This window comes from Streptomyces sp. NPDC045021 (assembly GCF_056432645.1).
Genome location: NZ_JBWKIQ010000002.1, coordinates 291085 through 316012 on the forward strand (window position 1 = coordinate 291085; position 24928 = coordinate 316012).

General features: G+C 68.6%; 21 protein-coding genes. 7 read left to right on the top strand and 14 right to left on the bottom strand.

Going from position 1 to position 24928, the window contains the following annotated elements:
• The first annotated feature begins 231 nt into the window (after nt 1-231).
• On the top strand, nt 232-849 hold the full coding sequence (locus AC07DC_RS08380) for a GNAT family N-acetyltransferase (protein ID WP_138351168.1): 618 nt from the start codon (nt 232-234) through the stop codon (nt 847-849).
• Between the two features lie 92 nt (nt 850-941).
• On the opposite strand, the gene trxA is transcribed toward AC07DC_RS08380, so the two are convergent.
• The 7 genes from trxA to AC07DC_RS08415 all read right to left on the bottom strand — a co-directional run bounded on the left by trxA (nt 942) and on the right by AC07DC_RS08415 (nt 10348).
• Nucleotides 942-1280 carry a thioredoxin gene (gene trxA, locus AC07DC_RS08385; protein WP_478913128.1) on the bottom strand — a complete coding sequence of 113 codons (339 nt, stop codon included), beginning with the start codon at nt 1278-1280 and terminating at the stop codon, nt 942-944.
• Between the two features lie 47 nt (nt 1281-1327).
• Entirely contained in the window at nt 1328-2278 is a 951-nt protein-coding gene (trxB, locus tag AC07DC_RS08390; protein ID WP_478913130.1) for a thioredoxin-disulfide reductase, read from the bottom strand.
• Between the two features lie 101 nt (nt 2279-2379).
• The gene (locus tag AC07DC_RS08395) at nt 2380-3276 is read right to left on the bottom strand and encodes an anti-sigma factor (RefSeq protein WP_478913132.1); all 897 of its coding nucleotides are present in this window, start codon (nt 3274-3276) and stop codon (nt 2380-2382) included.
• Complete coding sequence (gene sigM, locus AC07DC_RS08400) at nt 3273-3950, bottom strand: RNA polymerase sigma factor SigM (RefSeq protein WP_478913134.1); 678 nt, start codon at nt 3948-3950, stop codon at nt 3273-3275. Before sigM ends, AC07DC_RS08395 begins: the two co-directional genes overlap by 4 nt.
• Before the next feature lie 21 nt (nt 3951-3971).
• Entirely contained in the window at nt 3972-5675 is a 1704-nt protein-coding gene (locus AC07DC_RS08405; RefSeq protein ID WP_478913136.1) for a protein kinase family protein, read from the bottom strand.
• 124 nt (nt 5676-5799) lie between these two features.
• Nucleotides 5800-7908 (bottom strand): murein biosynthesis integral membrane protein MurJ, encoded by a 2109-nt coding sequence (murJ, locus tag AC07DC_RS08410; protein ID WP_478913138.1) that lies wholly within the window; start codon nt 7906-7908, stop codon nt 5800-5802.
• 43 nt (nt 7909-7951) lie between these two features.
• On the bottom strand, nt 7952-10348 hold the full coding sequence (locus AC07DC_RS08415; protein WP_478913140.1) for a DUF6049 family protein: 2397 nt from the start codon (nt 10346-10348) through the stop codon (nt 7952-7954).
• Nucleotides 10349-10493: 145 nt separating this feature from the next.
• Here AC07DC_RS08415 and AC07DC_RS08420 point away from each other — a divergent pair, with 145 nt between their 5' ends.
• A complete protein-coding gene (locus AC07DC_RS08420; protein ID WP_478913142.1) occupies nt 10494-11912 on the top strand; it encodes a CCA tRNA nucleotidyltransferase in 1419 nt (472 codons plus the stop codon).
• A 131-nt stretch (nt 11913-12043) separates the two neighbouring features.
• Here AC07DC_RS08420 and AC07DC_RS08425 read toward each other — a convergent pair whose 3' ends face one another.
• From AC07DC_RS08425 to AC07DC_RS08440, 4 genes are all read right to left on the bottom strand, one after another.
• Nucleotides 12044-12835 carry a proline-rich domain-containing protein gene (locus AC07DC_RS08425; RefSeq protein WP_478913144.1) on the bottom strand — a complete coding sequence of 264 codons (792 nt, stop codon included), beginning with the start codon at nt 12833-12835 and terminating at the stop codon, nt 12044-12046.
• 47 nt (nt 12836-12882) lie between these two features.
• Nucleotides 12883-14163, bottom strand: a complete 1281-nt coding sequence (locus AC07DC_RS08430; RefSeq protein WP_478913146.1) for an MFS transporter — start codon at nt 14161-14163, stop codon at nt 12883-12885.
• Between the two features lie 137 nt (nt 14164-14300).
• Nucleotides 14301-15380: an inositol-3-phosphate synthase gene (locus AC07DC_RS08435; protein ID WP_478913148.1), complete on the bottom strand. Its 1080-nt coding sequence runs from the start codon at nt 15378-15380 to the stop codon at nt 14301-14303.
• A gap of 20 nt (nt 15381-15400) precedes the next feature.
• A complete protein-coding gene (locus AC07DC_RS08440) occupies nt 15401-16051 on the bottom strand; it encodes a PadR family transcriptional regulator (protein ID WP_478913150.1) in 651 nt (216 codons plus the stop codon).
• A gap of 380 nt (nt 16052-16431) precedes the next feature.
• Here AC07DC_RS08440 and AC07DC_RS08445 point away from each other — a divergent pair, with 380 nt between their 5' ends.
• Together AC07DC_RS08445 and AC07DC_RS08450 are read left to right on the top strand one after the other, a co-directional pair.
• Complete coding sequence (locus AC07DC_RS08445) at nt 16432-19179, top strand: transglycosylase domain-containing protein (protein ID WP_478913152.1); 2748 nt, start codon at nt 16432-16434, stop codon at nt 19177-19179.
• Nucleotides 19180-19272: 93 nt separating this feature from the next.
• Nucleotides 19273-20766 (top strand): glycosyltransferase family 87 protein, encoded by a 1494-nt coding sequence (locus AC07DC_RS08450; RefSeq protein ID WP_478913154.1) that lies wholly within the window; start codon nt 19273-19275, stop codon nt 20764-20766.
• Nucleotides 20767-20830: 64 nt separating this feature from the next.
• Here the strand turns inward: AC07DC_RS08450 and AC07DC_RS08455 are convergent, their stop codons facing one another.
• The 3 genes from AC07DC_RS08455 to AC07DC_RS08465 all read right to left on the bottom strand — a co-directional run bounded on the left by AC07DC_RS08455 (nt 20831) and on the right by AC07DC_RS08465 (nt 23420).
• Nucleotides 20831-21862: an alanine racemase gene (locus tag AC07DC_RS08455; RefSeq protein ID WP_277439106.1), complete on the bottom strand. Its 1032-nt coding sequence runs from the start codon at nt 21860-21862 to the stop codon at nt 20831-20833.
• 36 nt (nt 21863-21898) lie between these two features.
• Nucleotides 21899-23020: a lipid II:glycine glycyltransferase FemX gene (locus AC07DC_RS08460; RefSeq protein WP_478913156.1), complete on the bottom strand. Its 1122-nt coding sequence runs from the start codon at nt 23018-23020 to the stop codon at nt 21899-21901.
• A 97-nt stretch (nt 23021-23117) separates the two neighbouring features.
• The gene (locus AC07DC_RS08465; protein WP_478913157.1) at nt 23118-23420 is read right to left on the bottom strand and encodes a hypothetical protein; all 303 of its coding nucleotides are present in this window, start codon (nt 23418-23420) and stop codon (nt 23118-23120) included.
• A 256-nt stretch (nt 23421-23676) separates the two neighbouring features.
• Here AC07DC_RS08465 and rpsF point away from each other — a divergent pair, with 256 nt between their 5' ends.
• The 3 genes from rpsF to rpsR all read left to right on the top strand — a co-directional run bounded on the left by rpsF (nt 23677) and on the right by rpsR (nt 24921).
• Nucleotides 23677-23967 carry a 30S ribosomal protein S6 gene (gene rpsF, locus AC07DC_RS08470; protein ID WP_138351152.1) on the top strand — a complete coding sequence of 97 codons (291 nt, stop codon included), beginning with the start codon at nt 23677-23679 and terminating at the stop codon, nt 23965-23967.
• A gap of 65 nt (nt 23968-24032) precedes the next feature.
• On the top strand, nt 24033-24641 hold the full coding sequence (locus AC07DC_RS08475) for a single-stranded DNA-binding protein (RefSeq protein WP_138351151.1): 609 nt from the start codon (nt 24033-24035) through the stop codon (nt 24639-24641).
• Nucleotides 24642-24684: 43 nt separating this feature from the next.
• Nucleotides 24685-24921, top strand: coding sequence for a 30S ribosomal protein S18 (gene rpsR / locus AC07DC_RS08480; RefSeq protein ID WP_031512678.1), 237 nt, complete (start codon nt 24685-24687; stop codon nt 24919-24921).
• Nucleotides 24922-24928: the final 7 nt, after the last annotated feature.

A 24928-nucleotide genomic window follows, 5' to 3' on the forward strand; every position in this document is an offset into this window, starting at 1 on the left:
CGACCGGAACACCACCCGCTCTTTGCTTGCGCTCAATGTCGTAGGGCGGGGGCGGGACTACGATGCTTAAGGGTAGGAGCCTCTCTGGGGAGGGAAGCCCATGCGTGCGGCGAAGGTCGGACTGGAGCACGAGCGACACCTGGCCGCTCTCGTAGCAGCAGGACTGGGCTTGGGGGCGGTGGGGGGATTCGTGGGCAGTTTGGTTCGCGACAGAAATGAGGGTCTGGCCATATGGGGCGTCGGCTCGTTCCGCTCACGTTGGACAACCTCTCGGATCTCCCCAAGCGCTGTAGATCGTGCGTCTTCTGGGAACTCGATCCGGTAAGCGGTGAGGCCGCCGTCCAGGCCGGCAAGCCGGAGTTGGAGAAGGAGGCCTGGATCTCCGCTGTCCTGCTGGAGTGGGGATCGTGCGGCCGGGTGGTGTACGTCGACGATGTCCCGGCCGGCTTCGTCCTCTACGCGCCTCCGGCGTATGTCCCGCGCTCCATGGCTTTCCCCACCAGTCCGGTGTCGCCGGATGCGGTGCAGCTGATGACCGCCAGGATCATGCCCGGGTACCAAGGGCAGGGCATCGGGCGGGTGCTGGTGCAGACGGTCGCCAAGGATCTGGTGCGCCGTGGAGTCAAAGCGGTCGAGGCGTTCGGTGACGCGAAATGGGCCGAGCCCGGATGCGTGCTGCCGGCCGACCATCTGCTGGCGGTGGGCTTCAAGACCGTGCGGGCGCATCCGCGGTATCCGCGGTTGCGCCTCGAACTGCGGTCGACGATCTCCTGGAAGGAAGACGTCGAGATGGCGATCGACCGGCTGCTGGGAGCGGTCCAGAAGGAACCTGTCCTCAGGCCGCTGTAGACGCTGTGGACGGCTCAGAACGCGAACAGGCCCGCTCCTTCGAGGAGCGGGCCTGTTTCACGTGGAACAGTGGAACGCCGGACGGCGTCGTCTCAGACGGCGTCGCCGATGAAGTCCGAGAGCTCGCGCTTGATGGCGGCCTTCGGCTTGGCGCCGACGATGGTCTTCACGACCTCGCCGCCCTTGTAGACGTTGAGCGTCGGGATCGACATCACGCCGTACTTGGCTGCGGTGACCGGGTTCTCGTCGATGTTGAGCTTGACGATGGTGATGTCCTCAGCGTGCTCCTCGGCGATCGCCTCCAGGGAGGGGGCGATCTGCCGGCACGGGCCGCACCACTCGGCCCAGAAGTCGACCAGCACGGGCTTGTCGCTGGCGAGCACCTCCTCGGCGAAGGTCGCGTCGGTCACAATCTTGGTCTTGCCGGCCACGGCAGTCTCCTCAGGCTTGATACGTGTGGGGGAGAGGGTTTTTGAGGTCAGGCGGTCTTCTCGGCGTCCGCGAGGGCGGCGAGGAAGCGTTCGGCGTCCAGCGCGGCCGAGCAGCCGGTGCCGGCTGCCGTGATCGCCTGACGGTAGGTGTGGTCCACGACGTCACCGGCGGCGAAGACACCGGGGAGGTTCGTGCGGGTGCTGGGCGCGTCGACGGTGAGGTATCCCTCGCCGTCCAGCTCCAGCACGCCCTTGAACAGCTCGGTGCGCGGGTCGTGGCCGATGGCGATGAACAGCCCCGTGACGGGCAGCTCCGAGGTATCACCGGTCTTGGTGCTGCGCAGCGTGAGACCGGACAGCTTGTTCTCGCCCTGGATCTCGGCGACCTCGCTGTCCCACACGAACGAGATCTTCGGGTCGGCGAAGGCACGCTCCTGCATGGCCTTCGAAGCGCGCAGGCTGTCACGGCGGTGGACGATCGTCACGGACTTGGCGAAGCGGGAGAGGAAGGTCGCTTCCTCGATCGCCGTGTCGCCTCCGCCGATGACGGCGATGTCCTGGTCCTTGAAGAAGAAGCCGTCACAGGTGGCGCACCAGGAGACACCGCGCCCGGAGAGCTGGTCCTCGTTGGGGAGGTTCAGCTTGCGGTGCTGGGAGCCGGTGGTGACGATGACGGCCTTCGCGCGGTGGATGGTGCCCTCGGTGTCGGTAACGGTCTTGATGTCACCGCTGAGGTCGACCGCGACCACGTCGTCCGGGATGAGCTCGGCACCGAAGCGCTCGGCCTGTGCGCGCATGTTGTCCATGAGGTCCGGGCCCATGATGCCCTCGCGGAAACCGGGGAAGTTCTCCACCTCAGTGGTGTTCATCAGCGCACCGCCCGCGGTGACCGACCCTTCGAAGACCAGCGGCTTCAGGGCGGCGCGCGCTGTGTACAGCGCGGCGGTGTAGCCCGCAGGCCCGGATCCGATGATGATCACGTTACGGACGTCGCTCACGGGTGTCTTCCTCGTCTCTACCGACTACTGCGGGGCCCTGGCGGGACTCTCGTCCTGCCTAACGGATCCTAAGGGTCCAGCATTCCCGTGGATGTACGCCGTCAGCGCGCGTACGTGTCCTGGAGAAGTACGCGGCCCGGCGCGGTGGAGCAGGCGGCATCCACGACATACAGGTCGACATGAGCCGGGTCACCGGGACGAGGCAGAACCACCAGGTACGCGTCCGTGCCCTCGTAGGGCTCGTGCGAGGAGGCGAGCGGCTGGTCGGTGCGGTGGACGGCGTTCTGCACACAGGGCGGTAGCGGGACGGAGTGGGTGCGCAGCGGTGCGGTGGCGGTGTTCTCGGAGCTGAGCGACGGTGATTGCGGATCGCCGCCCTTCTTGACGGTCGAGGCGATCCCCAGGAGCTCATGGACGCGCGCTTGCAGGGTGCCGGCCGCGGCGTCTCTTGTTGCGTCGCCCGTGCCGGCCGGACGATTTGCGGCCGCCGCATCCTTCTTGGCCGCGTCATGGGTGGAATTGGTCACGTCGAGAGAGTGGAGCAGCAGGCCGCCGAGACCCAGGGCTGCGACGGTGCAGGCCGTGACAAGGAGTGTCCTGGCCCGGTGGCGCCGGGGGCGGGCATGGCCGCGTCCGGGCCCGGCCGGGGCCGGGGAGTGGCCGCTGGGGCGATCGGTCGTCGGCGCCGTCTTACGGGGAACCGATGCGTCGGCTGTTTCACGTGGAACAGCGGGGGGCGCAGTCGAGTCGAGCAGTGCTTCGGCGGCGAGTGCGGCGTCGATGCGACCGGCGATGTCGGCGGGCATCCGCGGCGGGCCGGGGAGTGTGCCCAGCAGGTTGCGGATCTCGTCCAGCGAGGTGCGCACATCGGCGCAGAGCTCGCACCCGTCGAGATGGCCGCGTACGTCCGCTGAGCGGCCCGGCGGAAGGAGTCCTTCGGCCAGGTCCGAGATCTCCGAGACCTCGGGGTGCGCGTCCATCCCCGTCGTCGAAGTCACTGGTGGCCACCTCCGCCCTTTTCCGTTGCCGTCTCTGGGACGGATGTCCCCTCCGTCCGGTTCCTTCCCCGGCCGGGGTCCGGGTTACCCCCCTGGTCGGCGCGCAGATGAGTGAGGAGTGGGAGGAGTCGTGCCCGGCCGCGCGCGCATCTGCTCTTCACGGTGCCCGTCGGCACATCGAGTACGGCGGCGGCTTCTGCGACGGGGTAGCCCTGCATGTCCACCAGGACAAGGGCGGCGCGCTGCTCGGCCGGCAGGGTGGCCAGGGCCGTGAGCAGTTCGCGGTGGAGCTCGCCGCGCTCAGCGGGGGCGGCGGCGGATTCATGCGGTTCGAGGAGCGTCTCGAAGCGGTCCTCGTCGACGACGGGGGAGGTTCGCCGGGAGGCCGTCTTGCGCGCCCGGTCCAGGCACGCGTTCACGGTTATCCGGTGCAGCCAGGTCGTCACCGCGGACTGGCCCCGGAAGGTGTGGGCGGCGCGGAAGGCGGACACGAGGGCGTCCTGGACGGCGTCGGCGGCTTCTTCGCGGTCCCCCAGGGTGCGCAAGGCGACCGCCCACAGGCGGTCGCGGTGGCGCCGGACGATCTCCCCGAACGCGTCGGGGTCCCCCGCGACGTGCCGGGCGAGGAGATCAGCGTCGCTGATCTCCTCCCCTGGCTTGCTGCCCTCGTCCACAAGCGCCTCCCCGTCCGCCGCTCAGCTGCTGCCGAGGACCTTTATTTCCGTGATGCCACCACGGAAGCCACCACTGGACTCGGGCGGCAGGTCGGTGATGTGGATCAGGACGTAACGCGTTTCGACCGGCTGGCCGAGGGTCACCCGCATGGTGCTCCCGGCCTTGGACGACGGGGCGATCCGCTGCGGGAAGGCGGCCAGAGTGGTGGGCCCGGAAGCATCCGGTGCCGCGGCCAGCACCTCCACGGTCTGGCCGGGGACCCACATCGTGACGTCGATGCCGGTGACCTTACGTTTGCTGCCCAGGTCGACGATGATGCCACTGCCCTGGATGCGCTTGGCCAGATTGCCGAAGTTCGACTGGCCCTTGTAGTTGCTGGTGATCCAGGCGGTGTCGGCCTTGCCGTCGATGGCGAGTGCGACCTTCTCGGGCCCTGTCGGCGTGTCCAAGGGCGAGAACTCACTGGCCGAGGAGATGGCCAGCGGTGTGCCGGGAGCGGCGCTGCTGGGATCCTGGCCCGCCCGCTGGGAGGTGCCGGTGTCCTCCTTGTTCTGCTCCTCGCGGCCCATGAGGGTGTCCGCGAGCTGCCAGCTGCCCAGGCCCAGCGCGGCGATCAGCAGCGCGGAGACGGCCCACTTGAGTGCCTTGCCGGTGCGGCCCGGGAGGGCCGGCGGCGGGGTGGGGGGCGCGGGAGCCGGCCGCGGTGCGGTGGGCGTCTGGCGGTAGGGGCCCTGCTGGTACGTGGTGCGCTGGTACGGCGAGATGTCCGGCTCGGGCGGCCGGATCCGGGGCAGACCGGCGACCGCTCTGGCCAGCTCCTCCGGAGTGGTGCAGGGCGGCTCCTCGCGGGAGGCGGTGGCGCCCTCGTTGACGAGCGCACGCATCGCGATCTCGGACAGCCCGCGGTGGACCCCGGCGCGCACCTGGTCGGGGGCGACGAGGCCGACGGCCTTGGGGAGGCCGGTGAGGCCGTACGCGTCCTCCTCGTAGGGCCAGCGCCGGGTGAGTGAGGCGTACAGCAGCGCGCCGATCGCCTCGGTGTCCTCGCGCTGCGGACGTTCGGACTTCAGACCGCGCAGTGCCGCGGTGACGGCGAGGCCGCGGATGCGGTACTGCCCGGAGCCGGTGCGCAGTACGGAGCCGGGACTGAGCCGCAGATGCGCCAGTCCCTCGCGGTGGGCGGCGGCCATGGCCTGGGAGACCTGGCTGACCATCTGGTAGGCGTCGTGGGGCTCCAGCGGTCCCGCGGCCAGGCTGTCGCTGAGCGCGGCGGCGTCGGGGAGCCATTCGTGGATGACGTAGACGAGGTCGTTCTCCTCGACCGCGTCGAGGACCTGCACGAAACGGGGATCGCCCAGGAGTGCGGCCGAACGGGCGGCGGCGAGCACCTGGCGGGCCCGGGCGTGGTCGGCGGGCAGGAGGTGGATGCCGACGGCACGCCGCAGCTTCTCGTCCACCGCTCGCCAGCTGCTGAAGCCGTCGAGGCGGGTGACGCACTCCTCCAACTGGTAGCGGCGGGCGAGCTTGTGGCCGCTGTGGAGCTCCGGCGGCTTGCTCTTGCCCTGGTGCTGCTCTATTGCCTCGTCCTGCGGTTCGTCCCGCGCGTCCTGGGGGTCGTTCTGATCCGTCGTCTCGTCGGGTGTGGCCCCGTCCTGCTGGACGGTGGGCGGCGGCTCGCCGCTCTCGTTGGCCACTCCGACGGCAGCCGTACTCCGATCCGCCACCGTCGTTCCTGCCTCCCCATCCGTTGCGCGATCCCACTTCAAAGCCAAGGCCAATTGTGCCCACAGTCCGGCTCTATGCACGACACACGGCGGGAGGCGATGGTTGCCCGCCGTGCTCCTTCGATCAGCGGCCGAGTCTGCCGCGCACCATTCCGACCATCGCGGTCATCTCCTCGATCCTCATGCGCTTCGCGGCGATGTAGAAGACGCCGATCAGCAGTGCGCCACCGACGATCAGGGAGACCAACGAGCCAGAGGCACCGCTGCCCAGGCTCCGGGTGATGCCGTAGACCGCGAGACCGGCGGCCAGCGCGGCGGGGACGCAGGCGCCGGTGAGGCGCGCGTAGGTCCGGGTGATGCGCTTGCCGTCGAGATCGCCGCCCAGCCGGGTGCGCAGTCGCCTGACGGCGACTCCGACGCCGACCGCGTAGGCCAGCCCGTAGGAGAACGCCATACCGACCACGGCCCAGCGGGACGGGAGCACGATGAAGCAGACCGCGGACGCGGCGGCGTTCACCGCGGCGACGATCACCGTGTTGTAGAAGGGCGTGCGGGTGTCCTCGAAGGCGTAGAAGCCGCGGAGCACGACGTACTGCACCGAGAACGGGATCAGGCCGATCCCGAAGGCCATCAGGATGAACCCGATGTTGCGCGCGGAGTCCGTTCCGGTGCCGGCGTACAGCAGGCTGCACATCGGGACGCCGAGGGCGAGGAAGGCGAAGGCGGCCGGGACGATGGCCACGGCCGAGGTCCGCAGGCCGTAGGAGATGTCGTCGCGGACCGCGGGTGAGTCCCCGTCGTGGGCCGCGCGGGAGATCCGGGGCAGTACGGCGGCCATGACGGAGACCGTGATGATCGCCTGCGGCATCTGCCAGATCAGCAGCGCGTTGTTGTACGCGGTGATGCCGGTGCCCTGGAAGCCGAGCTTGTCGGCCTCGGATCCGGCCCAGGTGGCGAGCTGCGTGACGACGATGAGGCCGGCCTGGTTGGCGAGGACGAAGAAGAACGTCCACTTGGCCAGCTTGGCGGCGTGGCCGAGTCCGTGGCCGCGCCAGTCGAAGCGCAGCCGGAACTTGAAGCCCGCCTCGCGCAGATAGGGCAGCATCGCGATGGACTGGACGGCCAGGCCGAGCAGGGTGCCGATGCCGAGCAGCTGGATGCCCTCGGGCGAGATCGTGGTGGCGTCCATCTTGGTCGTGCCGTACGAGCCGTAGACCCAGATGAACATGCCGAACGTGAAGATGACGACGATGTTGTTGAGGACCGGGGTCCACATCATCGCGCCGAACTTGCCGCGGGCGTTGAGGATCTGGCCCATCACGACGTGCACGCCCATGAAGAAGATCGTGGGCAGGCAGTAGCGGGCGAAGGTGACCGCGACGTCGAAGGTGGCCGGGTTGTTCGCGATCTTCGTGGACATCATGCGGACCAGCAGCGGGGCCGCGATCACGGTGAGCGTGACGATGCCGCCGAGGATGACCATGACGAGGGTCAGCAGCCGGTTGGCGAAGGCGGTGCCGCCGTCCTCGTCGTCCTTCATCGCGCGGACCAGCAGCGGGACGAAGACGGAGTTGAGGCCGCCGCCGACCGTGAGGATGTAGATCATCGTGGGCAGGACCATCGCCACCGCGTAGGAGTCGCCGAGGGTGGCGACACCGATCGCCGCGGCGATGACCAGCGTGCGGACGAAGCCCGTGAGGCGGGAGACGAGGGTGCCGGCGGCCATCAGGGCGCTGGACTTCAGGATGCTGCCGCCGCGGCCGGCGGACCGGGGCGCGGGGACCGGGGCCGCCGCTTGCGGCTCCGGCTCGGGAGCGGGAGCCACGGGCGGTCCGGCGGGCCCCGCAGCGGGCTGCTGGTCGCGGTACAGGTGCGCGAACGCGTCGTACGGGGGCGGCTCCTCGGCCGCGTGGGTCACCAGATCGTCCACCCCGACGTACTGGGTGGTCGCGTCGTCGCCGTACGGCATCTGGTACTGCTGTTGCTGCGCGGGCCACTGCTGCCCGTAGGGCGGGGGCGGCGGCGGAGGGTGCGCGGCACGGTCGTAGAGCGCCTCGCCGACGGGGTCCTGCGCGGTCGGATCCTGCTGCTCGTACGGATCGTAGGAGTAGGTGTTCTGCAGATAGGGGTCAGGCGGAACCGGCTGCTGCCCGGGGGGCGGCGGCGGTACCTGTGCGCGCGGATCCCCGGCCGGAGTCTCCCGGTCGCGGTCACCGTCGTACGGCGCGTTCATCTGCCCCACCTTATTGATTGTCCGCTGTCGGGACCCGGCCTGGCTATCGGTCCACCTTCTCACCCGGTGAGGACGGGTCCGTGCGTTCCGGGGCGGTGTCCGGGGCCGGGTCACCCGGCTGCCCGGCTTCGGCACTGTCCGCACCGTCGCCCTCGTCCACGCCTTCCGCACCCTCCACACCATCGGCACCGCCTGTGCCGTCGTCACCGTCACCGGCCGCGTCGTTGCCGCCGTCGGCGTCTCCGTCGGCATCGCTGTCACCGGCGCCGGCGGCGGCCTTGCGCTTGCGCTGGTTGTACATCTTCACGCCGGCCAGGGCGAGCAGCAGCAGGCCGCCGGCGATCACCAACATCACGGTGTCGGTGATCGAGGTGACCTTGACGTTGAACGAGATCGGATCGCCGTACTTGACGCCGTCCTTGGTGTAGAGCTGGGCGGTCACCTGTGCCAGGCCGTTCGCGCCCGCCTTGGTGGGGAACTTCAGCGAGCGGGTGTGCCCGCCCTCGACCGTGACCGGCTGGGGGTCACCGACGTCCAGCCGGATCTGCGCGCTGGAGGTGAGCCGCAGTTCCAGACCGGTGACGGCCTGCCCGAGTTCGTTCTTCACTGTGACCGGGATCGTGGCGCTGCGCCCGGACAGGGTGAGATCGGTCTTGTCCAGGATGTGCACCGACCCCATCAGGTCGGTGAGGTAGTCACCGATGGAGTTCCGGAACACCGCCGCACCAGTGGGGTCGCCGCGCCAGGCGTTGGACATCGAGCGCAGGACCGCGGCGGTGAAGGGGACGGTGACCCGGTCCTTGCGGCTGAGGATCACCGTGAACCCGTTGAGCTGGCCCTGCGTCCGCTGGATGTCCTGGAAGGCGCTGGTGCTGATCTCCTGCTTGCGCAGGTAGTCGGGGTACGCGGAGCTGCCGGGCACCTTGTGGTTGGCGGCCGGGTCGGCGGTGGCCTTGGTGGCCGCGTCGAAGCTGATGGTCTGGGCCCAGGCGCCGCGGCCGACCGCGGAGATCCCCTGGGCCATCTCCTGGGCCTGGGACGCGGTGGGCATGCGCTGCGGGGCGACGACGATGCTGCGCTGCTTCGTCGGCGCCTGCATGGTGATCATCAACGTCTGGGAGAGGAACTCCTGGACCGCGAGGACCGACGCCGAGGCGCGCGTCATGTCGCCCTGGAACGCCTTGGACAGGACGGCGTCGGTGACCACGGCCGTGGTGCCGCCGCTGATCGGCCGGGCGGATGTCGGGGTGTAGTCGAGGGATCCGGTCTCGCCGAAGCTGTCGCTGCGCGCGATGACCTTGTCGGCGCCGCCTGCGGTGGCGACGTCCACGATCGACGGATCCACGGCGCCGTCGGCCGGCCAGGCCACATTGGCGGTCGGTTCGAGACCGAGGATCGTGTCGACGGTCCTGACACCCAGATCGGTGGCCGTCTTGAGATGGCCGAGGGTCGCGGGGACGTCCTTGCCGTGATGGGCGATCGAGGCGATGTCGGTGTCGCCGAAGGGCAGCGACACCACCTCATGGCCGGCGGTCGCGGACTTCAGGTCGTTGAGCCACTGCTTGGCGTTCTCGGTTCCCGTGCCCGGCGTCGTGTGCGCGATGTCACCGTCCGGACCCAGCACCCGGTAGCTGCGGGTCATGAAGTCGACGGTGGCGAGCAGGTCAGGATCGACCACCCAGGTGATCGGCAGGGTCCTGCCCAGCTCCACCAGCTCCTGCAGCCGGCCGCCGGGGGCGAGATCCGCCGCGAGGTCGTCATCGAGGAAGATCGGGCTCTGCTGGTCGTCGGTGTCGCTGCGCACGGCCAGGTGCGGCCGGTCGGCCAGCGGCCACAGGAAGGTGAACTGGGTCGGCTTGGCCTCGGCCTTCGCGTACCAGGGGAGGAAGGTCCGCTGGATGCCCAGGATGTGGTTGTACCCCTCGTCGGCGGTCTGGCCATTGAGGGTGACCCCCAGCTGGTAGACGCCGTCGGCGCCCAGCTCCAGGGCGCTGACAGGCACCTTCAGGAGGAACGGGCTGCTCGTGCCGGCGGGAATGTCCGCCAGCTTGGCGGTGTGCTCCGTGATCAGGTTGCCGTCGTCACCGGTGGTCCCGGTGCGTGCGGCGGCGGAGCTGATCGCGCTGCGGCTGATCAGCGGGCCGCCGGGAGCGACGCGCAGCCCGGCCTCGGCATGGGTGATCGTGGTCCGCCCGGTGTTGGTGACGCTGCCCACAACGGTGATCGTGCCGTCTTTGGCCGGGGCGATCGGGTCCAGGGACTCCAGGGACACCTGGGCGGTCCGGGAGCCGGTGCCCGCCACGGCGGCGTAGGAGGCGGGTGCGGCATGCACCTGCAGCAGCCCGGCGAAGAGCGACGCCCCGGCGATCAGCGCGGCCGCGCGGCGCAGCCGCCGTGGACGACCCGTGGGTGTACCGGGTGACTGTGCCGCCTCGCCCACTCGTTTGCCCGTCCTGTCGTCAATCGGATGTGCGTCCTGGCATGTTAACGATCGGGCGAGAGGCAAAGTGCTGCGGACTGCTCCATGTGGACCGGGGAGGTAACGAGGAGGCCGGGAGGCTCGCGGCCACGTACCCTTTTACGTTGTGCCGAATGCCAACAATGACCCTCAGATCCAGCAGGCCCCTCATACGGTCGCGCCGGTCGCCGAAGACCTCGGCCGCCGCTTCCAGGAAGCCGGCTTCAAGCTCGCCCTCGTCGGCGGCTCGGTCCGTGACACCCTGCTCGGCAGGCTCGGCAACGACCTGGACTTTACGACCGATGCCCACCCGGAACAGGTGCTGAAGATCATCCGCCCCTGGGCCGAGGCCGTGTGGGAGGTCGGTATCGCTTTCGGCACCGTCGGGTGCATGAAGGACGGCTTCCAGGTCGAAGTCACCACCTACCGGTCGGAGGCCTACGACCGGACCTCGCGCAAGCCCGAGGTCTCCTACGGCGACACCATCGAGGAGGATCTGGTCCGCCGTGACTTCACGGTCAACGCGATGGCTGTCGCGCTGCCCGGGAGCGTCTTCGTCGACCCGTACGGCGGCCTCGACGACCTGGCCGGCCGGCTGCTGCGCACTCCCGGTACGCCGGAGGACTCCTTCTCCGACGACCCGCTGCGGATGATGCGCGCCGCGCGCTTCGCGGCGCAGCTGGACTTCGAGGTCGCTCCGGAGGTCGTCGCCGCGATGACGGCGATGGCGGACCGTATCGAGATCGTCTCGGCGGAGCGGGTCCGGGACGAGCTGAACAAGCTCATCCTCTCGGAGAACCCGCGCAAGGGTCTGCGGCTGCTGGTCGACACCGGGCTGGCGGACCGGGTGCTGCCGGAGCTCTCGGCGCTGCGGCTGGAGCGTGACGAACACCACCGGCACAAGGACGTCTACGAGCACTCGCTGACCGTCCTGGAGCAGGCCATCGACCTGGAGACGGACGGCCCGGACCTGGTTCTGCGGCTGGCCGCGCTGCTGCACGACATCGGCAAGCCGCGGACCCGGCGCTTCGAGTCCGACGGCCGGGTCTCCTTCCACCACCACGAGGTGGTGGGCGCGAAGATGACCAAGGCCAGGATGGCCAAGCTCAAGTACCCCAACGACATGATCAAGGACGTCGCCCGGCTCGTCGAGCTGCACCTGCGGTTCCACGGATACGGCACCGGCGAGTGGACGGACTCCGCCGTCCGGCGTTACGTACGTGACGCGGGCCCGCTGCTGGACCAGCTGCACAAGCTCACCCGGTCCGACTGCACGACGCGCAACAAGCGCAAGGCGGCGGCGCTCTCCCGTACCTACGACGGGCTGGAGGAGCGCATCGGCGAACTCCAGGAGCGGGAGGAGCTCGACTCGATCCGGCCGGACCTGGACGGCAACCAGATCATGAAGATCCTGGATGTCCCGCCCGGCCCGGTGATCGGCAAGGCCTACCAGTTCCTGCTGGAGCTGCGGCTGGAGAACGGCCCGATGGCCGAGGAGGACGCGACCGCCGCGCTCAAGGAGTGGTGGGCGGGCGCGCAGGGCTGACCGCTTCGGCGGGTGCCATGTTCCACGTGGAACATCGCACGACCCGGACAGGCCCGGACAGCGCGAGGGGCGATGTTCCACGTGGAACATCGCCCCTGTGTGCGTCCGTGGACCGGTGGGACCAGGTGGGACTACTTGTCCTTCAGGCAGAGCAGGAGGTCGCTGCCGCTACCGGTCTCGGTGTAGGCGTAGCGGAAGTCCGGAGCCGCCGCCGAGCACTTCGTCTCGGCCTCGGAGTCGCCGTACTCGCCTCTGATCACGGCCAGAACCTTGTACTGCGCCTTGGCGTCCGTGCAGGAGACGACCTTCAGGTCCGGGTTGGTGTCGCTGGCGCTACCGCGGTGCATGCAGTCACCGACGGCGGCCGTGCTGGCGCTCTTGTCGAGCGCGTTCGCACCCACGATCGCGGCGATCACGATGAGCGGGACCAGGATGCCGTAGGCCCCTATTCGCCCGAAGATCGGCTTGCCGGCCTCGCGCGGCGGTCCCCAACCACCGGTGGGCGCGGGGAGCTTGTTGAACTTCCCACGCGCGCCCAGGTTGATGAGCAGGGTGATCGGCGTGATGACGAACGAGGCAATGCCCCACCAGCCCTGCCACAGGGTCTTGGTGGTCATGTCGCGGTGCGTGGCTATGCCGCAGGAGCGGCAGTAGTTGGCCTTCAGCTTGAGGAACCGCATGATGACCAGGAAGCCCTGGTGTCCGCGGACCGTGGCGTGGACTGCGGGGTAGCCGCCGCAGAAAGTGCACGCGCCCGGCTGGGCGCCCTGCTGCGGGTACGGCTGCTGCGCCTGCTGTCCGTACGGGTTTCCGCCCTGCGGCGGCTGCGCCTGCTGTCCGTACGGGTTTCCGCCCTGCGGCGGCTGCGGCTGCCCGTAGGGGTTGCCGCCCTGCTGGTACTGCGGTGGAGGTGGAGTGGTCATGGTGTCCCCCGATTGGGATGTATGGGCGAGGTAAGAACGGGCGAACACTACTGGAGAGCCCTGACACGGAGCATCGCCAGGGCCACCCCCGCGTACAGCAGGGCCAGTAGGACGATCAGGACCGCTGATCGGCCGTCCGGCGGGAGCATCAGCGCGGCGACGGCTGCGGCCCCGACGAAGGCGACGTTGAAGGCCACGTCGTACAGCGAGAACACCCGTCCCCGATAGGCGTCGTCGACCGAGGACTGGACGACGGTGTCGGTGGCGATTTTCGCGCCCTGGGTGCAGATGCCCAGGACGAATGCGGCGACCAGCATGGGCGCCGGGTCGAACGGCAGTGCCAGCGGCGGAAGAAGCACGGCTGCGGACCCGGCGCAGACCGTGATCCAGCCGGCGGTGCCGAAGCGGGCCGTGGCCCAGGGAGTGACGACGGCGGCGGCGAAGAATCCCGCACCCGAGACACCCACCGCCAGGCCGAGTATGGCCAGGCCGCCGTTGCCGGGTGAGCCGGACGAGGTGTTCCAGGCGTAGCGGCACAGCATCAGCAGCATGACGGTGAGTGCGCCGTAGCAGAAGCGCAGGGCGGTCATGGCGGCCATGGCCCGCACGGCGGCCGGGCGCCCGCGCAGATGGCGCAGCCCTTCGACGAGGCCGTGGACGGTGCCGGTGAGCGCTGTGCCGAGGCGCGGTTGGACGAGGTCCGGGTCGGGCCCCAGGAGGTCACGGTCCAGCGCGAGGGCGGCCAGGCCCGCGCAGAGGTAGACGAACGCGGCGAGCAGCACCACGGTGGCGTCGGCTCCGGCGCCCTTGGCGAGGCCGAGGTGGACGAGGAAGGCGAGACCGCCGCCGGCCGTGGCGGCCAACGTCCCCGCGGTCGGCGACAGCGAGTTGGCCATGACGAGCCGCTCCCGGTCCACGACGCGCGGCAGCGCGGCGGACAGCCCGGCCAGCACGAAGCGGTTGACGGCGGTGACGGACAGCGCCGACAGATAGAACAGCCAGTCCGGGACGTGCGCCAGGATCAGCGCGGCCGTTCCGCAGGACAGGACCGCGCGCAGCAGGTTGCAGTAGAGCAGGACCTGGCGCCGCCGCCAGCGGTCCAGCAGCACCCCGGTGAAGGGCCCCAGCAGGGAGTACGGCAGCAGGAGGACGGCCATCGCGGAGGCGATGGCGGCGGGGGACGCCTGCTTCTCGGGCGAGAAGACGACATACGTGGCGAGCGCGACCTGGAAGACGCCGTCGGAGAGTTGGGACAGCAGACGCACCGCGAGCAGCCGCCGGAAGTCGCGCAGCCGCAGCAGCACGCGGAGATCGCGCACAACAGCCATGGGCACAGCCTCACATGACGCGTCAGGCCCCGGGTGCAACACCCGGGGCCTGACGGTTACGCGTCGTGCGTGATCAACGGCTCAGCGGCGATCAGCGGTTCAGTGCCGATCGACGGTCGAGCCCGAGCCGGCTGGGCTCAGCGCTCGACCTCGCCCTTGATGAACTTCTCGACGTTGTCGCGGGCCTCGTCGTCGAAGTACTGCACCGGCGGGGACTTCATGAAGTACGAGGACGCGGAGAGGATCGGGCCGCCGATGCCGCGGTCCTTGGCGATCTTCGCAGCGCGCACGGCGTCGATGATGACACCGGCCGAGTTCGGGGAGTCCCAGACCTCGAGCTTGTACTCCAGGCTCAGCGGAACGTCACCGAAGGCGCGGCCCTCGAGGCGCACGAACGCCCACTTGCGGTCGTCCAGCCAGGCCACGTAGTCCGACGGGCCGATGTGAACGTTGTCGGCACCCAGGTCGCGGTCGATCTGCGAGGTGACGGCCTGCGTCTTCGAGATCTTCTTCGACTCGAGGCGGTCGCGCTCCAGCATGTTCTTGAAGTCCATGTTGCCGCCGACGTTCAGCTGCATGGTGCGCTCCAGCAGGACACCGCGGTCCTCGAAGAGCTTCGCCATCACACGGTGCGTGATCGTGGCACCGACCTGCGACTTGATGTCGTCACCGACGATCGGCACGCCGGCCTCGGTGAACTTGTCCGCCCACTCCTTGGTGCCGGCGATGAAGACCGGGAGGGCGTTGACGAACGCGACCTTGGCGTCGATGGCGCACTGCGCGTAGAACTTCGCGGCGGCCTCGGAACCGACGGGCAGGTAGCAGACGAGAACGTCGACCTGGCGTTCCTTGAGGATCTCGACGATGTCGACCGGGGCCTCGGTCGACTCCTCGATCGTCTCGCGGTAGTACTTGCCGAGCCCGTCGAGGGTGTGGCCGCGCTGCACGGTCACGGCGCTCGGCGGGACGTCGCAGATCTTGATGGTGTTGTTCTCGCTGGCGCCGATGGCGTCCGAGAGGTTGAGTCCGACCTTCTTCGCGTCGACATCGAAGGCGGCCACGAACTCGACGTCACGCACGTGGTAGTCGCCGAACTGCACGTGCATGAGGCCAGGCACGCGGCCGTTCGGGTCGGCGTCCTTGTAGTACTCGACACCCTGCACCAGCGACGCGGCGCAGTTGCCCACGCCAACAATGGCTACGCGAACCGAACCCACGGTTGCTCCCTGTGTAATCGTCACGCGGTTCCCCGGTCTCCGGGTTGGCCGCCATGCTCTTGAATGTTGCGGTCTTGTGTGTTGTCGTCCTGCCCGGCGGGCGGCCGCGTGGTGCGGCCGCTGCGCTCGGTCTCGATCAGCTCGTTGAGCCAGCGGACCTCGCGCTCCACCGATTCCATACCGTGTCGCTGCAGCTCGAGCGTGTAGTCGTCGAGCCGCTCACGAGTGCGCACCAACGACGCGCGCATCTTGTCCAGGCGTTCCTCGAGGCGGCTGCGCCGCCCCTCGAGGACGCGCATCCGGACGTCCCGTGACGTCTGGCCGAAGAAGGCGAAACGAGCCGCGAAGTGCTCGTCCTCCCATGCGTCCGGCCCCGAGTGGGCGAGGAGCTCTTCGAAGTGCTCCTTGCCCGCCGCGGTCAGCCGGTAGACGATCTTCGCCCGGCGGCCGACGAGGGGGGCGGCCAGCGGATCTACGTCCGGAACCGTCTCCTCGATCAACCAGCCCTGGGCGACCAGCGTCTTCAGGCAGGGGTAAAGGCTGCCGTAGCTGAACGCACGGAACACACCGAGCGAGGTGTTGAGCCGCTTGCGCAGCTCGTAACCATGCATCGGGGATTCGCGCAGCAGGCCGAGGACGGCGAATTCGAGGATCCCGGAGCGCTTGCTCACTGCCCCGCCTCTCCGTCCCGGCCACCGTTGAACCCGGGCCTGTCCCGGTGTGCGGTGGTGCTTGTCTCGCCTCGATGTATCGAGTCGATACATCGCGACGATAGAACGGCTTGATCTATCTGGCAAGGCGGCCCGCGGTGACCGGCGTCACATCGGGAAACCTGTGAAGGCCCCGCCGCCCGGTATGTGATGAACGTTGGTGTCACGTGGCTTTTGAGCCTGCGTACTCTGTTCGCCATGCAGAGCACCGGGAACCCTGTGACGCGCGTGAGCGTCTTGGTCCTGGGTGCAGTGCGGCCTGACACTGCCGCACTCAGGGGGCCCCACGGATATTCATTGCCGCCTTCAGGCGATCCCGCCTGTTCTAGGAGTAGCTGTTCATGAGCGATCACCGTCGCAAGCCGCCGCAGTCGCCCGGCGGCGGCCGCGCAGCCGCACGGCGCGGAGCGCAGCAGCAACCGCCGCCGCAGTCCGGTGGTCGGCGCGCCGACCACCCGCAGTCGCAGGCGCCCTCACCGAGTGGTTCCGCCGGTGACGGGCGTCCCTACCCCGGCCGTGCGGCAGCTCGCCGTGCCTCGCAGGGCGGCCGCCGCCGTGCGGAGAACGCGTCAGGGGCAGCGGGCGTCGCGGAAGGCGCCGGCGGCTCCGGTAGCGGGGCCGCCGGCGGCGGGCGCCGCAGGACCGGCGGTGGTGGCAGTGGCAGTGGTCCCGGCGGCCGTGGACCCGGGCGTCCCCCGAAGAAGCGCTTCATCGACTACCCGCGCTGGGGCAAGACCGGCTGGCGCCACTGGATGCCGTCCTGGAAGCAGGTCGCGTCGCTGACCATCGCGTTCTTCGGAACCCTGGTCGGCATCGCGGGCATCGCGTACGCGATGGTGAAGGTCCCGGACCCGAATCTGGCGTCCCAGGCGCAGAACAACGTCTACTTCTGGGACGACAACACCCCGATGATCGCGACCGGCGGGGAGATCAATCGTCAGATCGTGCCCATCGAGGACATCAAGCGAGAGATGCAGAACGCGGTCATCTCCGCGGAGAACAAGACCTTCGAGAGCGACAGCGGCGTCGACCCGATGGGTATCGCCCGCGCGCTCAAGAACATGGCCACGGGTGGGGAGACTCAGGGCGGCTCCACCATCACGCAGCAGTACGTCAAGAACTCCATGCTCAACCAGTCGCAGACGATCAGCCGAAAGTTCAAGGAGCTGTTCATCTCGATAAAGGTCGGCACGTCCGTGACGAAGAAAGACATCATGGCGGGCTACCTGAACACCTCCTACTACGGTCGGGGCGCCTACGGGATCCAGGCCGCCGCCCGGACGTACTACGGAGTCGACTCCAAGGACCTCAACGCGAGCCAGTGCGCGTTCCTGGCCGCCCTGCTCAAGGGCCCGACGTACTTCGACCCGGCCGGCGCGACGGACATCGACCCCCGAGCCACCGCCGAGAGCAACAAGCGCAACTCCGAGGAGCGCTGGAAGTGGATCCTCGACGAGGAGGTCAAGGACGGCCGACTGAGCGCCGAGGAGCGCGCGAAGTACACGAAGTACCCGGATCCGATTGGGATCAAGAAGAACGCGCAGATGGCGGGACAGATCGGCTACCTCGTGGGGCTGGCCAAGTCCTACGTGATCAACAACACCGACCTCAAGATCACGTCTGATCAGCTGGCCAAGGGCGGCTACCAGATCCACACCACCTTCAACAAGAAGAGGGTGGCGGAGTTGGAAGCCTCCATCGCGGCGGTCCAAAAGAAGAATCTTCACCCGGACACCCGTAAGGACACCTCGGGCAAGAACACCACTCTGGACAAGGACGGCGGTTTCGTCGACAAGTTCGTCCAGTTCGGCGGTGCCACGGTCGATCCGAAGGACGGCGCGATCATCGCCATTTACGGCGGTACCAACGCGACGGAGCACTTCACCAACAACGCCGACGAATCCGGTGCCCAGGTCGGTTCGACGTTCAAGCCTTTCGTCCTGGCGGCCGCGATGACCCACGGTGCGCGCGATCCCAAGGGTGAGCCGGTCCAGGGCGACGACGAGCGCACCAAGGTCTCACCGAAGAGCGTCTTCAGCGGTAAGAACGACCTGGAGATCAACACCTACGACGGCAAGCCCTGGATCAACGGCGACACCAAGAAGCCGTGGACGCAGCCCAACGACGACGGCGAGTCCAAGTCGAAGGTCACGCTGCGCGAGGCCATGGAACTGTCGATGAACTCCCCCTACGTCCAGCTTGGCCAGGACGTCGGTACGGACAAGGTGCATGACGCCGCAGTCGCCGCGGGATTGAAGCCCTCCAAGGCGAACGGTCTGAACGACTACGCGAACAGCGTCACGTACTCGATCGGAACCTCGTCGCCGAGTGCGATCCGAATGGCCGGCGCCTACGCGACCTTCGCCGCCCACGGAACGCAGAACGACCCTTACTCGGTCAAGTCGGTGCAGAAGGATGGCACCGAGATCTACAAGCACGAGAAGAAGTCCAAGGTGGCCTTCGACACGAACGTGGCGGATACCGTCACTGACGTGCTGAAGGGGGTCGTCGAGAAGGGCACCGGTACGCCGGCGAAGTTCGACGACGGCCGTGAGGCGGCCGGCAAGACCGGCACCACCGACGACAACAAGTCCGCCTGGTTCATTGGTTACACGCCTGAGTTGACGACTTCGATCGGCATGTGGCGGCTGGACGACAAGAACACAGGCAAGGGCTTCCTGTCGATGTACGGCACCGCGGGCAAGGCGAAGATGCACGGTAATTCGTTCCCGGCGCAGATCTGGCACGACTACATGTCCCAGGTCCTCAAGGGAACCGCGAAGACGGACTTCCAGGAGCCCTCGGAGGACCCGGGCAAGACGATCTACGCCCCCGGCACCAGCCCGACGCCCACACCGTCGCAGACGACGCCCAGCCAGACGCCGTCGACGACCAAGGCTCCGACGACTCCTCCGACGTCCCCCACGTCGCCGACGAACACGCCGACCGACACGCCGACGACGCCCTGCTCGCCGCTCGACTGGAACTGCAACCACACGCCGCCCGGTGGCGGAGGCAGCACGTCGCCGACGCCGTCGATCACCACTACCCGTCCCGGCAAGCCGGGCAACAACGGCTTCGCCGACTGACGGATGAGCCGATAGCAGTGCGGCCGGGGCCGCGGAGGGCCAATGCCCTCCGCGGCCTCTTGCCTTCCGGGGTCATGCGGCAGGATGTCCGGCATGACGAGCGTGCGCGAAGACGACCACCGGGAGGCCCTCGTGCCGCCGACCGACGAAGATCCGGTGGCCGAATCCGCCAGCGAGGTCATCGGCGGGCCGCTGGGACGCCGGGCGGAGACCGGTTCGCACCGTTGGTGGAACCCGCTGCGGGTCCTGGTGATCGTGGTCATCGGCATGTTCGCGCTCGGGATGGCGCAGAAACTGCCGTGCTACAACAGCGGCTGGTTCCAGCCGGGCGACGCGCAGTACATCCACGCCTGCTACTCCGACATCCCGCACCTGTTCGGCGGCCGCGGCTTCTCCACCGGGGTCGTGCCGTACTTCGACCGCATCCCGGACGAGGTCTCCACCGACTTCCACTACCTGGAGTATCCGGTCCTGACCGGGCTCTTCATGGAGGTCGCGTCCTGGTTCACTCCGGACGGCGGCACCGAGCAGCACCGCGAGCAGATCTACTGGCTGGTCAACGCCGGCATGCTGATGATCTGCGCGGTGGTCCTCGTGGTGTGCATCGCGCGCACCCACCGGCGCCGCCCCTGGGACGCCCTGCTCGTCGCGCTCTCCCCCGCGCTGGCGCTGAGCGCCACCATCAACTGGGACCTGTTCGCGGTCGCGCTCACCGCGGGAGCCATGCTGATGTGGTCCCGCCGCCGCCCGCTGGCGGCCGGTGTCCTGCTCGGCCTGGCCACCGCCGCCAAGCTCTATCCGCTGCTGCTGGTCGGCGCGCTGTTCGTGCTCTGCCTGCGGGCCGGCCGGCTGAGGGCCTTCTGGACGGCCGTGGCGGGTGCGGGGGGCGCCTGGCTGGTGGTCAACCTGCCGGTGCTGCTGCTCGCACGTGACGGCTGGGCGAAGTTCTACTCGTTCAGCCAGGAACGCCGGATCGACTACGGCTCCATCTGGCTGGTCATCAGCCAGCAGACCGGCAAGCCGCTCGACGGCGTCAATTCCTACGCGGTGGCCCTGATGCTGCTGCTCTGCGCGGCCATCGCTGGGCTCGCGCTCTACGCGCCCCGGCGTCCGCGCTTCGCCCAGCTCGCCTTCCTCGTCGTCGCCGCCATAGTGGTCGCCAACAAGGTCTACTCGCCCCAGTACGTGCTGTGGCTGCTCCCACTGGCCGCGCTCGCCAGACCGCGCTGGCGGGACTTCCTGGTGTGGCAGGGCTCCCAGGTCCTGTACTTCCTGGGCATCTGGATGCAGCTCGCCTACGTGACGGGCGGCAACAAGCACCACGGCCTGCCCCAGGACGGCTACCACCTGGCGGTGATCATCCACATCCTCGGCACGCTGTACCTGTGCGGTGTGGTCGTGCGGGACATCCTGCTGCCGGAACGCGATGTCGTGCGCTGGGACGGCGACGACGACCCGTCCGGCGGCGTGCTGGACGGCGCGCCGGACGTGTTCGTCCTCGGCCGGGCCCACGAGCCGCGGCACGCTGCCCCCTTCGCGGGGACGCCGGTGGAGTGGGGCGTGGAACGGCGCGAGGTGCAGGGGTAGCGGCCGCGGGGCCGCCGGCGGGCGGATCCGGCGGCTGAGCGGCCGTGTGGCGTCCTGCGGCCGCTCAGCGGTCCAGGACGCGGTCGAACTGGGTGGTGGTGTGTCTCAGGTGCGCCACCAGCTCGTCACCGACCGCGGGCGGGGCCACGTCGTTGGGGAGGAAGAGGATGGAGACCTGCATGTGCGGGGGCTCCGCGAACCACCGCTGCTTGCCGGCCCAGACGAACGGCGACAGGTTGCGGTTGACGGTGGCCAGCCCGGCCCGTGCGACGCCCTTGGCGCGGGGCATCAGGCCGTGCAGCGCCTTGGGCGCTTCGAGCCCGACGCCGTGGGACGTCCCACCCGCGACCACGATCAGATGGCCGTCGTCGGAGGCCTTCTGCTGGCGGTACCCGTAGCGCTCGCCCTTGGCGATGCGCGTGACGTCCAGGACCGCGCCGCGGTACTCGGTGGCCTCGTGGTCGCCGAGCCACATACGGGTGCCGATCCGGGCCCGGAACTTGGTCTGCGGGAACTGCTGCTGCAGCTGGGCGAGTTCATGGGCCTTGAGGTGGCTGACGAACATCGTGTGCAGCGGGAGCCGGGCGGCGCGCAGCCGCTCCATCCAGCCGAAGACCTCCTCCACCGCGTCGGAACCGTCGGTGCGGTCCAGCGGCAGGTGGATGGCGAAGCCCTCCAGCCGTACGTCGTCGATGGCGGCGTGCAGCTTGACCAGATCGTCCTCGGCGACGCCGTGGCGCTTCATGCTGCTCATGACCTCGATGACGACCCGGGCGCCCACCAGCCCGCGTACACCCTCGACCGAGGACACCGAGCGGATCGCACGGTCCGGCAGCGGCACCGGTTCCTCGCCCAGCCGGTACGGGGTGAGGACCAGGAGGTCCCCACCGAACCAGTCCTTGATCCTGGCAGCCTCGTAGGTCGTACCGACCGCGAGCATGTCGCTGCCGAGCCGGGTCGCCTCGTCGGCGAGCCGCTCGTGGCCGAAGCCGTAGCCGTTGCCCTTGCAGACCGGGACTATGCCGGGGAACTGCTCGGCCACGGACTGCTGGTGCGCACGCCAGCGTGCGGTGTCGACATACAGGGTGAGCGCCATGGCCTGGTCAGGACCTTTCCTTCGTCTGCTCGCCGGTCAGCGGCGGGACATGTAGATGTCGAGTGCCTTGTGGAGCAGTTTGTTGAGGGGGAAATCCCACTCGCCCAAGTATTCGGCGGCCTGGCCGCCCGTGCCCACCTTGAACTGGATCAGGCCGAAGAGATGGTCCGTCTCGTCGAGGGAGTCGCTGATGCCGCGCAGGTCGTACACGCTCGCCCCGAGGGCGTACGCGTCCCTGAGCATCCGCCACTGCATCGCGTTGGACGGCCGGACCTCGCGCTTGTGGTTGGCGGAGGCGCCGTAGGAGTACCAGACGTGCCCGCCGACGATCAGCATGGTGGCCGCGGCCACCGCCTCGCCCTCGTGCACGGCCAGGTAGAGCCGCATCCGATTGGGGTCCTCAGAGTTGAGCGAGGTCCACATCCGCTGGAAGTACGAGAGCGGGCGCGGCCTGAAGTGGTCGCGCTCGGCCGTCACTTCATACAGCTGCTGCCAGACCGGCAGGTCGTCGTATCCGCCCTGCACGACCTCGACGCCGGCCTTCTCGGCCTTCTTGATGTTGCGGCGCCACAGCTGGTTGAAGCCCTTGAGGATGTCGTCCAGCGAACGGTTCTCCAGCGGCACCTGGTAGACGTAGCGCGGCTGCACGTCACCGAAGCCGGCGCCGCCGTCCTCGTTCTGCTGCCAGCCCATCCGGCGCAGCCGGTCGGCCACCTCGAAGGCGCGCGGCTCGATGAACGTCGCCTCGACGTCCCGCAGTCGCTTCACGTCCGGGTCCGAGATGCCGGCCTTGATGGCGGGCGCGTCCCAGCGGCGGATGACGACGGGCGGGCCCATCTTCACCGTGAAGGCGCCCTGCTGCTTGAGGTGCGCCAGCATCGGCTGCAGCCACTCGTCCAGGTTCGGGGCGTACCAGTTGATGACCGGGCCCTCGGGCAGGTACGCGAGGTACCGCTTGAGCTTGGGGATCTGCCGGTACAGCACCAGGCCGGCGCCGACGATCTGGCCGGTCTTGTCGTCGAACCAACCGAGGTTCTCGGAGCGCCATTCGTTCTTGACATCCGCCCATGCCGGAACCTGGCAGTGACTGGCCGAGGGCAGGCTCTGGATGAATGCCAGATGCTGCTCACGGCTGATGGTCCTCAGGGTCAAGCTCATGCGGGGCGCTCCCCATCGCTACGACTGCGGTCTTATCTGCGCCGAAGCCTACTGCGATCGGGGAACGGCCCCGCCAGCCCTGTGGACAACTCTCCGGCTAGCTGCCGAAGAACCCGCCGTGTGCCATACCCAGGTAGAAGCCGACCGCGGCCGCACCGAGCCCGATGATCAGCGCGAAGCGTTCTGCGGTGGTGACGGAGATGAATTGCCCGTATCCCCCGGTGATGATCCCGGCCAGGCCGGTCAGGGAACTGAGCAGATGCAGGTAGTCGAAGATCGACGCGACGATGGCGATGCCACCGAGGACCAGGGTGACCGCGACCAGCGTGTTCTCCAGGGGATGGGCCTGGCCGTCGGTGTTGAACGTGAGGCGATGGGTCCGAGCAGCTTGCTGTGCCATGGGACACCTCCGTAACGGAGCCGTAGCGCATCGTAGCGCCGTTCCTACCCGATGTGTACAGATTGGGGGCATTAGCGGGCGGATTTCAACCGGAGGCGCTTGTCCAGGTAGTCTGTACGGTCTGCACCGGTGTCTGCGCTGGTCCACAACGATCCGCCGTGATTGTCAGTGGTCGGCGCTACCGTTGCGACGCAATGCAAACCCTCCTGCCACGGAAATGCCGTGGCCGCTGAGTCCAAAGGAGGTGGGTTCCACAATGCGTCACTACGAGCTCATGCTCATTCTCGACCCCGATCTCGAGGAGCGCGCTGTCTCCCCGCTGATCGAGAACTTCCTCACTGTCGTCCGCAACGGCGGCGGCAGCGTGGAGAAGGTCGACACCTGGGGCCGTCGTCGCCTCTCGTACGAGATCAAGAAGAAGGCCGAGGGTATCTACTCGGTCGTCGACCTCAAGGCTTCGCCCGAGGTCGTCAAGGAGCTCGACCGTCAGCTCAACCTGAACGAGTCGGTTCTCCGGACCAAGGTCCTCCGCCCGGAACTGCACTGAGCCTGCGGGCTTAGAGCAGTACCGGTTCCGAGAAGCAGCCAGCACACCGCCGAGAGGTCACCACCATGGCAGGCGAGACCGTCATCACGGTCGTCGGCAATCTCGTCGACGACCCCGAGCTGCGCTTCACCCCGTCCGGTGCGGCGGTCGCGAAGTTCCGTGTCGCGTCCACACCCCGCATCTTCGACAAGCAGACCAACGAGTGGAAAGACGGCGACGGCCTCTTCCTCACGTGCTCGGTCTGGCGTCAGGCGGCGGAGAACGTAGCGGAGTCGCTGCAGCGAGGCATGCGCGTCATCGTGCAGGGCCGGCTGAAGCAGCGGTCCTATGAGGACCGCGAGGGCGTCAAGCGGACGGTCTACGAGCTGGACGTCGAGGAAGTCGGCGCCAGCCTGAAGACCGCGACCGCCAAGGTCACCAAGACGACCGGCGGCGGCCGTAGCGGCCAGCAGGGCGGTTACAGCGGTGGCGGTGGCGCACAGGGCGGCCAGGGTGGCGGCAACTGGGGCGGAAGCTCCGGCGGCGGCCAGCAGGGCGGCGGCGGTGCTGCTACCGACGACCCCTGGGCGACCAGTGCTCCGGCCGGCGGCGCCCAGCAGGGCGGCGGCGGAAGCTGGGGCGGGAACTCCGGTTCCTCCTCCGGCGGCGGCTTCTCGGACGAGCCGCCCTTCTAAGGGCGTCACGACACCAACTTCTTGATCAAACAGGAGAGACACCATGGCGAAGCCGCCTCCGCGCAAGCCTAAGAAGAAGGTCTGCGCGTTCTGCAAGGACAAGACCGTTTACGTGGACTACAAGGACACGAACATGCTGCGGAAGTTCATTTCCGACCGCGGCAAGATCCGTGCCCGCCGCGTGACCGGCAACTGCACGCAGCACCAGCGTGACGTCGCCACGGCCGTCAAGAACAGCCGTGAGATGGCACTGCTGCCCTACACGTCGACCGCTCGCTAAGGAAGGG

Excerpts from the sequence above, each read along its gene's own strand:
- AC07DC_RS08425 (WP_478913144.1), bottom strand. The coding sequence starts at position 12,835 with ATGACCACTCCACCTCCACCGCAGTACCAGCAGGGCGGCAACCCCTAC.
- AC07DC_RS08445 (WP_478913152.1), top strand. The coding sequence starts at position 16,432 with ATGAGCGATCACCGTCGCAAGCCGCCGCAGTCGCCCGGCGGCGGCCGC.
- AC07DC_RS08450 (WP_478913154.1), top strand. The coding sequence starts at position 19,273 with ATGACGAGCGTGCGCGAAGACGACCACCGGGAGGCCCTCGTGCCGCCG.
- AC07DC_RS08430 (WP_478913146.1), bottom strand. The coding sequence starts at position 14,163 with ATGGCTGTTGTGCGCGATCTCCGCGTGCTGCTGCGGCTGCGCGACTTC.
- murJ (WP_478913138.1), bottom strand. The coding sequence starts at position 7,908 with ATGAACGCGCCGTACGACGGTGACCGCGACCGGGAGACTCCGGCCGGG.
- AC07DC_RS08460 (WP_478913156.1), bottom strand. The coding sequence starts at position 23,020 with ATGAGCTTGACCCTGAGGACCATCAGCCGTGAGCAGCATCTGGCATTC.
- AC07DC_RS08380 (WP_138351168.1), top strand. The coding sequence starts at position 232 with ATGGGGCGTCGGCTCGTTCCGCTCACGTTGGACAACCTCTCGGATCTC.
- AC07DC_RS08475 (WP_138351151.1), top strand. The coding sequence starts at position 24,033 with ATGGCAGGCGAGACCGTCATCACGGTCGTCGGCAATCTCGTCGACGAC.
- rpsR (WP_031512678.1), top strand. The coding sequence starts at position 24,685 with ATGGCGAAGCCGCCTCCGCGCAAGCCTAAGAAGAAGGTCTGCGCGTTC.
- rpsF (WP_138351152.1), top strand. The coding sequence starts at position 23,677 with ATGCGTCACTACGAGCTCATGCTCATTCTCGACCCCGATCTCGAGGAG.
- AC07DC_RS08465 (WP_478913157.1), bottom strand. The coding sequence starts at position 23,420 with ATGGCACAGCAAGCTGCTCGGACCCATCGCCTCACGTTCAACACCGAC.
- AC07DC_RS08455 (WP_277439106.1), bottom strand. The coding sequence starts at position 21,862 with ATGGCGCTCACCCTGTATGTCGACACCGCACGCTGGCGTGCGCACCAG.